Origin of the sequence: Peribacillus sp. R9-11, assembly GCF_031345095.1 — a bacterium.
Taxonomy (GTDB): Bacteria; Bacillota; Bacilli; order Bacillales; family DSM-1321; genus Peribacillus; species Peribacillus butanolivorans.
Genome location: NZ_CP133763.1, coordinates 4990572 through 5002791 on the forward strand (window position 1 = coordinate 4990572; position 12220 = coordinate 5002791).

Below are 12220 nucleotides of genomic sequence, written 5' to 3' on the forward strand. Positions count from 1 at the left end.
AAACCGTTATATATACCCAGAAGAAAATTGGGCAGGATTCCAGATGAGTTTATCTTTAATGGATAATTACCAACTAAAGCAGCCATTGCTCGTCGTTTGAACATGGCTGCTTTTTTTCCATTATGCACTCACTCCATCACAATGAAACTGCTTAGTAATGTTGGGTATGCGTTCATTTTAATGCAATGTCGGATAGGTTTGTGACAAATTTTCAACATTTTAAAAAGGGGATTGAAGGAAGAGATATCTGGGTGTAATCTTTTAATATAAATAAACGGAAAGAAGATTTTTAAATTGAAGAAGCTCATCCTTTTCTTTGCAGCAGTAGTCATTGCAAGCTCTCTCGGACACCAAATAAAAGGCGGATTTAATGACCCCCGTAAATCCCGCCCTAGATATCATATAAAATAATGAATCTTGCTATAATCAGTTTGATTCCTAATGCCTTTTGATAAAATGCACAAAAAAAACGCCCTGAACTATATCCCGAATTTTTGACACTTGGGTTATTTCAAAGGTCATGTCAATAACCCACTTGGTATGCGCTTGATGCAGAAAACTAAATGTAGTGAAAGAGAATGTCAAAAAACAATATGTCTAAATTTTTGCTTTCTCAATAGTTTTTTGTATTTCAAATCGAATTAACTAGTATGACATTGATATTTTTGTCTTTATATCATTTGTAATAGAAGGGTATAAACAGTAACGCCGCCTAAACAAAAAACAGCCGTTTAACATAAATGTTAAACGGCTATACTTTTTATTTTTTATGCTTCTTAACCGTTACTTTTTCTTCTTAACCGTTACTTTTGCTGCTTTACTTGTATTGCCAGCTTTATCTTTTGCTGAGACATATAATACAGAACCTGCTTTTTTCTTGCTGATTTTAACAGAGAATTTTCCATTTTTATCAGCTTTAGCTGTGCCGATATTTTTATCTTGATACTTCACCGTAACAGTTGAACCGATTTCCGCTTTACCAGTTACGTTGGTGGATTTATCGTTTACTTCATTCACTTTCGGTGCACTTGGAGCTGTTTTATCTTTAACCGTTACTTTTGCTGCTTTCCCTGTATTGCCAGCTTTATCTTTAGCTGAGACGTATAATACAGAACTTGCTTTTTTCTTGCTAATTTTAATAGAGAATTTTCCATTTTTATCAGCTTTAGCTGTGCCGATATTTTTGTTTTGGTACTTCACCGTAACAGTCGAACCGATTTCCGCTTTACCAGTTACGTTGGTGGATTTGTCGTTTACTTCGTTCACTTTCGGTGCACCTGGAGCTGTTTTATCAATTACAGTCACGGTTGCTGCTTTACTTTCACGCTTTGCCAAGTCTGTAGCTGTGATTGAAAGCTTAGTCCCCGCTTTTTGTTTGCTGATTTTTACTTTAAAATTCCCCTTGCTATCCGTGTTGCCTGAACCAATTACTTTTTTTGCATTATTTTTGATCGTGATTTTCATGTCGGCTTGCGATTGACCAGTTACATACGTATCTTTGTCACTGACAGCCTTAACAGTTGGCTTATTAGGTGTTTCACCCTTCTTCACAAACACTTTGATTGAAGAGACTGCTAGTTTGGAAGAATCAGATATATTCACAGTAAGAAGTTGACTTGCTTTTTGGACTGGAATCTTAATACTGAACGTTCCATTGGCTGCAGTTGTCGTTTTACCAAGCGTTTGCTTTCCATTTTTCACTTCGATTGTCGAACCTTTTTTTGCTGATCCTGCAATTTTTGTTTGCGTATCAATTAATGGATTAACTTTAGCTTGTAAATCCACTGTACTAAGTGCACTATAAGCATTCAGTCTTCCAAATCCCGATACGATATCTTTTCCAATAGGTAATTCTTCTACTGGATATTGGATTCCACCTTCCTCAGGTTGGTAGTCCTCATACGGATCTACATTATCTTCTTCTTCAAAAGCAACATATTCGGATGTCTCGTGAAGAATTTCTCTTACATCATTTAATTTCAAACCAGGATTCCCGGATAATAACAAGGCAGTAGTTGCAGCAACATGAGGAGCTGCCATTGATGTACCATCCATGTAGGTAACATTCCCATTCGGTACAAGGCTTGGAATGCCTGTCCCTGGAGCAACCATGTCTAATTTCGCGCCATAATTAGAATAATCCGATACTAAATCAAGGGCATTGGTTGCACCGACGGAAATGACATATTTAGAAGATGCAGGGTAAGAAAGACCTTCCATCCCATCATTACCGCTTGCTACGACAACCATTACATTTTTGGCAGCAGCATCTTTCAAAGCATGTTCAATTGTTCTGCTGTATTCTCCACCTAAGCTAAGATTTATCACCTTGGCGCCATGGTCCACAGCATATTTAATGCCTAATGCAATTTTCTCCATGTCTCCATATCCTGAAGAATCGAGAACCTTCACAGGCATGATTTTAGCTACTGGATTAATTCCTTGCATGGAATACCCATTATCAGCTTTGGCAGCGATAATCCCAGAAACATGGGTACCGTGACCATTGTCATCAACGGCATTTCCTTTTTTATCAATGAAGTTCTTTCCTAAATCCATGCGAACTGTATCTTTCAAATCCGCCAGGGAATCATCAACACCTGTGTCAACAACTGCTACTAATGTATCCTTTAAATTACGTTTCTTAATAAGGTTTTGCAGTTTTTCGTTATCGATGTCTGCTCCCTTATAGCCCTCTTCTCCACCGGGGTTATTTAAAGACCATTGATACGGTGACTGAATATCGGCTGAAAGTGCTTTGTACGTTTTAACCGCTTCGATATATTCCACTTCTGGAAGTTTCTCAATATTCGATAGAGCTGCTGTGCTCATTTTAGCTTGATTCTTTAACTCAACAACGTACATATCATCATACAGAACCTCTTGTTTCTTAGGTGTCGATAATGTTCCATATCCTTTTCCTTGTACCTTGGATTGGACTGAACTTAAAGACTTCCCAGGTTTAAGTTTGACAATATATTTGTTCTTTGTATTCTTCGAAGTTGGAAGTTCAATTCCTGCTTTGCTTGCGATATCGACGATTCTCTCACCTGCAAGCTTATCAAGGTTGATTTTCTTTGCAATGCTGTTCATTTCTTTTTTCAATCCAGCTGGAGCGACGTCTGCTGTCTTATTAAATAATGCTTTAATCGCTTCTTGCTGTTTGTTGCTAATGACTGCCGTACTGCTTACTCCATTTTCATTAAGATCCTCAATTAGAGGCTTAAGGACGACTAAATGATTATAGACAGCTTCTCTAGATGTTTTATTACTAGCCAAATGAAGAGCTAGGAATGGAGAGGCTTTATAGTATAAAGATGAAAGGCTACGTCCCTCAGATGACTTCGTGAGAACTTCGTCTCTAAACACGCGAAGTGTTTTCAACATAGATTCTCCCGTTTTCTTATCGGTTACGCTTACTTCAACTGGGCATGATTCGAGATCCATCTCTTCGTCCCCAGCGGATGGCGGTAGCGTTACAGAATGAGCATTGATAGAGTAATCAGCTTCATTTTTAGCTTCTGGTATAGGATTTCCCTCTTCATCCGTTTCACCAAAATATTCAACTTTAACATAATACGTGCCTTCCCAAGCATATGGGAAATCTACAACAGCCTTTTCATCAGGATAAGCAGAGGCCATGTAATTACTCTCATCTTGTTCTGCTTTTTCTTTATCTTGATAAACGGAAATATTCAAGATTTGCTCCGAATTGACTTCGAACTCAATATGGGAGAATTTTTGTATTTCTTCTGCTGTCGGTTTAATTTGGTACCATTGAACATCCGGTTTTTCAAACTTCCCGACTAAAGTATCTCCATTTTTAATCGGTTTTACGTTCTCAATGGGTGATACAGGATTTGGTGCAGCTTGAGATTGTTGTGGAACCATCAAGCTGAAAATCAGTGCAAAAATAAGTACAAACGCTGTAAATCGACTTACACTCTTAAATTTCACAGTTTCGCCTCCAATAAATAGTAAAAAATTACATCACTATACCAAACTATCATACTGTAAAATTTTATCAACCAATTTTTTCCCTTTTTCATAAAAAATGCTTGATATTACTGAACATTTTGCTGAAAAATGGTTCACATGTACCAATTAAGCAATCTCTAAATGTCCAAAAACAGTATTTTCCTCAAAAATATTAAATGAAATTCACTTAGGCTTCCAATAACTAGTTGATGATTTCAAAATCTGATATTTAATACCGGAAATCGACTTTTATCATAGAAATCACAAAATATGTCGAATTTCAGTTTTATTTCTGCTCATGAAAAAAAAGCTGACCCTGCACAAGACATGCGGGCCAGCTCTCAACTATTTAGTTTGCGACAATGTTGACTAGTTTTCCTGGTACAGCAATGACTTTACGGATGGTTTTGCCATCAATTTGTTCTTTGATGGAGTCATCGCCCATCGCAATTTCTTCTAGTTTTTCTTTCGTTGTGTCAGTTGGAACCATTAATTTGGCTTTGACTTTTCCGTTGATTTGGATGACGATTTCAACTTCGTTGTCGACTAGCTTAGCTTCGTCAAACGCTGGCCATGTTCCGTATGTGATGCTTTCAGAATGGCCAAGTTTAGACCAAAGTTCTTCGGCGATATGCGGTGCAACTGGCGCAAGCAATTTCACGAAGCCTTCGATATATTCTTTAGGAAGCGCATCTGCTTTGTAGGCATCATTGATAAATACCATCAGCTGTGAAATCGCCGTATTGAATTTCAATTCTTCATAGTTCTCGGTCACTTTTTTTACCGTTTGATGATACACTTTTTCAAGCTTTCCGCTGTCATCAGTATCAGCCATTTTATCTGTAATCGTGCCGTCTTCGCTAATTAGTAAACGCCAGATACGATCAAGGAATCGGCGCGAACCGTCCAATCCGTTTGTCGACCAAGCAATGGAAGCGTCCAATGGTCCCATGAACATTTCGTACATACGAAGTGTATCGGCACCATGGCTTTCAACGATGTCATCTGGGTTTACGACATTGCCCTTTGATTTACTCATTTTTTCATTATTCTCTCCAAGGATCATTCCTTGGTTGAATAGGTTTTGGAAAGGTTCACTCGTTGGTACGATACCGATATCGTACAAGAATTTATGCCAGAAGCGAGCGTACAATAAGTGAAGAACTGCATGCTCAGCACCGCCAATATAAATGTCGACTGGCATCCATTCTTTTAATTTTTCCGGATCTGCAAGTGCTTCAGTGTTGTCCGGATCAATATAACGAAGGAAGTACCAGCTGCTACCTGCCCATTGTGGCATTGTATTCGTCTCACGGCGGCCTTTACGTCCGTTTTCATCCGTTACATTCACCCATTCTGCAATGTTCGCAAGCGGTGATTCACCAGTGCCTGAAGGCTTGATGTCTGTTGCTTTCGGTAAAATCAATGGTAGTTCTTCTTCTTTCACTGCGGACATCGTGCCATCTTCCCAATGGATGATTGGAATCGGTTCACCCCAGTAACGTTGGCGGCTGAATAACCAGTCGCGAAGACGGTACGTGATTTTTTTCGTGCCGATTTCTTTTTCTTCCAGCCATTTGATCATGGTTGAAATGCCTTCTTCTTTATTCAATCCATCTAGGAATTCAGAATTCACATGAAGACCGTCGCCTGTGTATGCTTCTTTTGTCACATCTCCACCAGCTACAACTTCTTTAATTGGCAATTCGAATTTAACAGCAAATTCATAATCACGTTCATCATGCGCAGGAACGGCCATGATAGCACCCGTTCCGTAGCTGATTAACACGTAATCAGCAATCCAGATCGGCATTTTCTCGCCATTGACTGGATTTATTGCATAAGCCCCTGTGAACACGCCTGATTTATCTTTTGCCAAGTCTGTTCTTTCCAAGTCGCTTTTATGTTTCACTTCATCTAAATATGCGTCAACTGCAGATCTTTGTTCCGTAGTCGTAATTTTATCAACAAATGAATGCTCTGGAGCCAATACAGCATACGTTGCACCGAATAAAGTATCCGGACGAGTCGTAAACACCGTGAATGTTTCATCGTGGCCATCGATATTGAACGTCACTTCCGCTCCCTCAGAACGGCCAATCCAGTTACGTTGCATATCCTTAATGTTCTCCGGCCAATCCACATCATTCAAATCGTCGATCAAACGGTCTGCATAAGCTGTGATTCGAAGCATCCACTGCTTCATCGGACGGCGCTCAACCGGATGGCCTCCACGCTCACTTTTTCCATCGATGACTTCTTCGTTAGCCAAAACCGTGCCAAGTGCCGGACACCAGTTCACAGCTACTTCATCAATATAAGCAAGACCCTTTTCATATAATTTCAAGAAGATCCATTGCGTCCATTTATAATATTCAGGGTCGGTCGTGTTGATTTCGCGGTCCCAGTCATAAGAGAAACCAAGCGCCTTGATTTGACGGCGGAATGTGTTGATGTTGTGTTCCGTAAATTCCGCTGGGTCATTCCCCGTATCAATCGCATACTGCTCTGCCGGAAGTCCAAAAGCATCCCAGCCGATTGGATGTAACACATTATACCCCTGCGCCCGTTTCATTCTTGCTAAAATATCACTTGCCGTATAACCTTCAGGATGCCCAACATGAAGACCCGCTCCTGATGGGTATGGGAACATATCAAGCGCGTAGAATTTACGTTTTCCGCTCTCTTCCCCCGTTTTAAATGTCTTATTGCCCTCCCAATACTGTTGCCATTTTGTTTCTATACTTCTATGGTCAAAACTCATTTGATTTCCTCCTAATTTCCGTATAAAAAAACAATAAAAAAACCCCTCATCCCAAATAGGGACGAGAGGATTATGTATATCTTCCCGCGGTACCACCCACATTGGCGATACTTAAAAAACCGCCCAGCTCAAACATCCGTAACATGGATTAAACGCCAGGCATTACTATTACCTTCACACCTGTAACTCCAAGGCGAGTTCACAATCATTCCAGGTTGACTTGCACCATCCGTCAACTCTCTATACTGGTTCTAATCGCTACTGCTCCTCATCATAGTCTTTATGAGAATATTTGATTATATTACATTCTAGTCAATTTTACCGATAATTGCAATAGCCGTTCACCAACATTATCAACAGGTTTCTCATTATATATGCATATTTGAGAAAAATCGTTCGAAAATAAATAGGAGGCTATGCATCCATAGCCCCCTTTCTTACTTTAATGACGCAGTAAAATCATCTCATTTTTCAGTTCATTCAACTGCTGTTGCATCCGAGCAAGCATATCTCGTTGTTGGGCATTCGAACTGGCATACAATCGTTCCATATCCGTCAAAGCCTCTTCGATATATCTTTGCGAATTTTGAAATTGTTCATCATCATAATGCTCCTGCCGTGAGGCCTCGTTAAATTCAAACTCTGCAAAATGGAGAGCCCCTTCACATTGCTCTAAAAAATGATCGATGGATTGTCTGGTGGCCATTTCAAACCCTCTCCTTCGCGTCTCATTTGGATGATTCGGAATCATCTCGATTAGTTTGAGCAAATAACGAGTGGATTATCAGTTTTTTTGAGGAATCATTATTTATCCCAAAATTTCTCTCCTTGATGGGAAATAAACTGATCAATCCATTCGGCAAAGCCCATATGAAGTTTCTCGCCTTCTTCAAAATCGTCTATATGTCCTTTTACCATTAAATAATTCTTATCGCCTTTCGCAACGGCTTCCCCATCAATCACGATATTATCTTGATAGATGCAGGCAATCTTATAACATCCTTCGTAGGAGTCTTCATATGTGTAATTAATAATATCATCCAGGCTGTATAAATCATTTTCTCCCCCGGATTCGAGGTTATCGAACAGACGGCATCCATTCGTTATTTTCAAAAATTCTTTATAATCATCGGGCAGCAGCAATCCAGTTTTCTGTTCAAAGGAATGAATTTGTTCGTCCGAGGCAGGTGAATTGAAGGTACAAGTGGCTTTATATATAAACCCATCTTCATTTACTTCGATCACCTGATTATTTTCGGCTAATTTCTTTTTCATTTGATTAATTGCTTCTTCAACTTGACCAGTCATGTCCATCAGCTCCCGATTGGATTTATCATTCACTAGATATACTGGCATTAGTAGCCAATGTTTAACCTTCAAGTATACATTATACGCTTATTTTTAGAAAAAAGACCTAGCTGCCAGAATGTTGTATAATATATGTTGCGCTTTATTATTCTTAGGAGGTTGCTGACTTGAATCAAGCAAACCCGTTTATATATGCATCGGATAACAAACGATATCATACTTGGAATTATCACTTACGCAATCACTTTGGACATAAAGTTTTTAAGGTTGCTCTAGACGGCGGTTTTGACTGTCCGAACCGTGATGGCACCGTCGCACATGGAGGCTGTAGCTTCTGCAGTGTCTCTGGATCGGGAGACTTTGCAGGTAACCGCGTTGAGCCGCTCGACGTCCAGTTTAAGAAAGTCAGTGAACGAATGCATCATAAATGGAAAGACGGAAAGTATATGGCCTATTTCCAAGCGTTCACGAATACGCATGCACCCGTGGCAGGGCTTCGTGAAAAATACGAAAGCGTACTGACTCAAGAGGGTGTCGTCGGCCTCTCCATTGCAACACGGCCGGACTGTCTGCCAGATGATGTAGTCGAATATTTAGCGGAACTGAACGAGCGCACTTACCTCTGGGTGGAGCTTGGCCTGCAGACCGTTCATGAAAAAACCGCCACGATGATCAACCGTGCTCATGATTTTGATTGCTACAAAGAAGGCGTTGATAAACTGCGCAAACATGGCATTCGAGTTTGCTCCCACATCATTAATGGCCTTCCTCAAGAAGACTACGAAATGATGATGGAAACAGCTCGTGAAGTCGCGAAACTAGATGTGCAGGGCATTAAGATTCACTTACTTCATCTATTAAAAGGGACGCCCATGGTCAAGCAATATGAAAAGGGCCAGCTTGAATTTCTTGACCGAGACGATTATGTCAATCTTGTTTGTGATCAGTTGGAAATAATCCCTCCTGAAATGATCGTTCACCGCATAACTGGAGACGGTCCGATTGATTTGATGATTGGCCCGATGTGGAGCGTCAATAAATGGGATGTATTGAATGCTATTGATGCCGAATTGAAACGCCGCAACAGCTGGCAGGGGAAAAATTATCATATGGAGGTACCATCACGATGAAGCTGGATCGCATTTTGCCATTCGCAAAACTTCTGCTTGAAAAAGCAGTTCAACCCGGGGACATTACCGTTGACGGCACTATGGGCAACGGCTTTGACACTGTCTTTCTTGCAGGACTAACTGGTGAAAAAGGGCATGTCTATAGTTTTGACATCCAAGAAGATGCCATTCAAATCACAGCAGCTAAACTGAAGGCTGAAAGTATGCATGAACGCTGCACTCTTGTTCATGACGGACACGAGCAGATGAACAAATACATCAGCAAAGAACATTTTGGGAATATTACTGGAGCTATTTTTAACCTGGGCTACCTTCCTGGTGGAGACAAATCAATAGTCACCCAAGCTAATACAACGATATCTGCAATTGAACAGCTTTTCGAAATGATGGCTCCCGAAGGTATCATCATCCTCGTCATCTATCACGGTCATCCAGAAGGTGCTACGGAACGGGACGCATTATTACACTATGTTCAGGATCTCCCTCAGCAAAAAGCCCATGTCCTGAAATATGACTTCATTAATCAAACCAATAATCCGCCATTCATAGTGGCAATTGAAAAGAGATAACCACAATTAACACCGTTCATTAAAACGGTGTTTTTCATATTCATCGAAAAAATCATTCCCATGTGTTATGAGTAAGCAATAGTACACATGTTACAGGGCAAGCCAGTGACTATTACCAAAAAATATGATTTTTTTCCTCTTTGTTAAAGCAAACTTCCTGATAAGAATGAACAAAAAAAGCAGTCATTACTAAATTCGCTCTAGATTACATTTACTTTGAACACCTTTCCCCTTAGATAAGTTGAGATATATTCATCCCCTTGTTAAAGGGATACTATTCTTATTGCAAACAAATCATCTTAAAATATTACCAAACAGAACTTTTTGAATTTTTAGTCTATAACTATTATAATGATTAAAAACAGATAAGTAGGTGCAGAAAAATGGAACATTTGTCGACTGCAATACTGACAGATATATTGACTGAAAAAATCAAACGAGACACAAGTGAGGAATATGGAGAATTTGTCAGCTCCCTTAACTCATTAACAGAGAAACAAACAACGGTAGAAGACCTGAAACAGTTTGAAAATCATTTTGATAAATTCCTGCCTCAACTCGATTTAGTGATTTCCACTCAAGGAAATGAAGAGATCATGAATATGAAGGCGACCCTCTTAGACCTATTCGCGAATGACTTAAGCTTCAAATCAATTTACCTTTTGTCTGCTGCCTTATCCAATAAAAAAGAGCTTACACACTTGAACCAATTTATGTATCCGGTTACTTATTGGGCACCCGTCATTAAGTCGAACGAATTACTTACAAACGCTGGATAAAACAAAAAAGCTGCTGATAATCGCTTCAGCAGCTTTTTATATTTATCCAGCAGTATGTACCTTCAAACAACATACCCTAATATTTTTAAACGATTTTCAACAAAACTCAATGCGTATTGGAATACGTCATCCCGCTCTGGTTCGTTGAAGATTTCGTGATACAGTTTTGGCCATTCTTTGTATTGTTTTTCACTAGCCAAGTTATAATTAAACCACTCACGAACCGCCTTTTTATTCACGATTCGGTCATCTCCGCCTTGCATCAACAAAAGAGGCACATCCTGAAATTCAGGAATCTCTTCAAATGCATCCTTCATAGCCTGTGCAAGCTCACGATACCAGCGAATCGAAACCTTTGTAATGTATAATGTATCATTTTTATCTGATTCACGGACTTCAGAACTTCTCGTAGCCATTTCAGGAGTTAAGCCGGAATCGACTCTGAACTTAGGCATCACGAGGTTCAAACCATGCGAAATGGCTGTTAAGAACTTGCGGGGCTTCGTCACGAGGCCCAGACATGGTGAAGATAAAATCACCCCTGCAATATCCCACTCTTCTTCCTGAAGTAAGCGTATTGAAATCAAACCACCCATGCTGTGTCCAAGCAAAAAGACTGGCAGCGAATATTCGAAGGCATCTTCTATCCAGCTTTTTACTTCGTCTAAATATTCGTCAAAGGAATCGATATGTCCCCGGTAGGCGCGAGTTGTCATCCCCTGCCCAGGAAGGTCGCCCATGACAACATGATATCCGGCTGAAAGCCACATTTGTGTTACCCACTTATATCGGCCGTGATGCTCCATTGCCCCATGAATGATGACAATGACGCCTTTTGCGTCTCCTTCTGTCTCCCATTTCCACATTCGAAATCCCCCTTTCACTTTTCTCTTGTTGTATACGATCAATGATAGCTGAAAAATAATATATATAAATTATAACCATATTCATGATTTTCGACAAAAAGGAAGTCTAACAAGTTCTACATTTTTATTATAAATAGCCAAGTCTATTTACATACGGTATATTAAAATAATACATAAAAACATCTACTTCGGAAAGGAAATGATTAAAAATGATTATTTATCCATTTAAAGGTAAAGAACCTGAAATCTCTGAAAGCGCTTATATTGCTGAAAATGCAGTCGTGACAGGTGATGTGAAAATCGGCGACGAAACGTCAATCTGGTTTAATACCGTTATACGTGGCGACGTAGCCCCTACAATAATCGGTAATAAAGTAAGTGTACAAGATAACAGCGTTCTTCACCAAAGTCCAAATAATCCATTAATTATTGAGGACGAAGTAACCATCGGCCATCAGGTTATTTTACATAGCTGCAAAGTTCGTAAAGGAGCTCTAATCGGCATGGGGTCGATTGTACTTGATGCAGCAGAGATCGGGGAAGGAGCTTTTATCGGTGCTGGAAGTCTTGTTCCCCAAGGCAAAGTCATACCACCAAACACATTGGCATTCGGCCGTCCAGCTAAAGTCGTACGCGAAATTAACGATGAAGATCGCAAGGATATGGAACGTATCGTCCGAGAATATGCTGAAAAAGGACAATACTATAAACATGCAGAACGCATTAAATAATTCATGTAAACTCACGAGTAAACTTGCATAACTCACGAGTAAAAACTAAAACTCACGAGTAAAACTAAAATTCACGAGTAAAAAACTACATAATT

Annotated in this window: 9 protein-coding genes and 1 other annotated feature; of the genes, 4 read left to right on the top strand and 5 right to left on the bottom strand. The window is 39.8% G+C overall.

What is annotated here, in order from left to right; all coding sequences use genetic code 11:
* Positions 1-783 precede the first annotated feature (783 nt).
* From RE409_RS24180 to RE409_RS24195, 4 genes are all read right to left on the bottom strand, one after another.
* Positions 784-3957 carry a S8 family peptidase gene (locus RE409_RS24180; protein WP_309558216.1) on the bottom strand — a complete coding sequence of 1058 codons (3174 nt, stop codon included), beginning with the start codon at positions 3955-3957 and terminating at the stop codon, positions 784-786.
* A 370-nt stretch (positions 3958-4327) separates the two neighbouring features.
* Complete coding sequence (gene leuS / locus RE409_RS24185) at positions 4328-6742, bottom strand: leucine--tRNA ligase (RefSeq protein WP_201186976.1); 2415 nt, start codon at positions 6740-6742, stop codon at positions 4328-4330.
* Between the two features lie 54 nt (positions 6743-6796).
* Positions 6797-7026, bottom strand: a binding site (T-box leader).
* A 158-nt stretch (positions 7027-7184) separates the two neighbouring features.
* Positions 7185-7448, bottom strand: a complete 264-nt coding sequence (locus RE409_RS24190; protein ID WP_201186978.1) for a DUF2524 family protein — start codon at positions 7446-7448, stop codon at positions 7185-7187.
* Between the two features lie 98 nt (positions 7449-7546).
* On the bottom strand, positions 7547-8122 hold the full coding sequence (locus tag RE409_RS24195) for an SMI1/KNR4 family protein (RefSeq protein WP_201222856.1): 576 nt from the start codon (positions 8120-8122) through the stop codon (positions 7547-7549).
* A 95-nt stretch (positions 8123-8217) separates the two neighbouring features.
* On the opposite strand from RE409_RS24195, the gene RE409_RS24200 reads away from it, so the two are divergent.
* The 3 genes from RE409_RS24200 to RE409_RS24210 all read left to right on the top strand — a co-directional run bounded on the left by RE409_RS24200 (position 8218) and on the right by RE409_RS24210 (position 10528).
* Complete coding sequence (locus RE409_RS24200) at positions 8218-9180, top strand: tRNA modification radical SAM protein MnmL/YtqA (protein WP_309558217.1); 963 nt, start codon at positions 8218-8220, stop codon at positions 9178-9180.
* Positions 9177-9749, top strand: a complete 573-nt coding sequence (locus RE409_RS24205; RefSeq protein ID WP_057215376.1) for a tRNA 5-(aminomethyl)-2-thiouridylate-methyltransferase MnmM — start codon at positions 9177-9179, stop codon at positions 9747-9749. The genes RE409_RS24200 and RE409_RS24205 overlap by 4 nt, the downstream gene beginning before the upstream one ends.
* Before the next feature lie 383 nt (positions 9750-10132).
* A complete protein-coding gene (locus RE409_RS24210; protein ID WP_309558218.1) occupies positions 10133-10528 on the top strand; it encodes a hypothetical protein in 396 nt (131 codons plus the stop codon).
* A 62-nt stretch (positions 10529-10590) separates the two neighbouring features.
* Here RE409_RS24210 and RE409_RS24215 read toward each other — a convergent pair whose 3' ends face one another.
* The gene (locus tag RE409_RS24215) at positions 10591-11394 is read right to left on the bottom strand and encodes an alpha/beta hydrolase (RefSeq protein WP_056521178.1); all 804 of its coding nucleotides are present in this window, start codon (positions 11392-11394) and stop codon (positions 10591-10593) included.
* A 212-nt stretch (positions 11395-11606) separates the two neighbouring features.
* On the opposite strand from RE409_RS24215, the gene RE409_RS24220 reads away from it, so the two are divergent.
* The gene (locus tag RE409_RS24220; RefSeq protein ID WP_056521272.1) at positions 11607-12125 is read left to right on the top strand and encodes a gamma carbonic anhydrase; all 519 of its coding nucleotides are present in this window, start codon (positions 11607-11609) and stop codon (positions 12123-12125) included.
* Positions 12126-12220: the final 95 nt, after the last annotated feature.

Bases quoted from the DNA above. Each gene is read 5' to 3' on its own strand.
- leuS (WP_201186976.1), bottom strand. From the start codon at position 6,742: ATGAGTTTTGACCATAGAAGTATAGAAACAAAATGGCAACAGTATTGG.
- RE409_RS24190 (WP_201186978.1), bottom strand. From the start codon at position 7,448: ATGGCCACCAGACAATCCATCGATCATTTTTTAGAGCAATGTGAAGGG.
- RE409_RS24205 (WP_057215376.1), top strand. From the start codon at position 9,177: ATGAAGCTGGATCGCATTTTGCCATTCGCAAAACTTCTGCTTGAAAAA.
- RE409_RS24210 (WP_309558218.1), top strand. From the start codon at position 10,133: ATGGAACATTTGTCGACTGCAATACTGACAGATATATTGACTGAAAAA.
- RE409_RS24215 (WP_056521178.1), bottom strand. From the start codon at position 11,394: ATGTGGAAATGGGAGACAGAAGGAGACGCAAAAGGCGTCATTGTCATC.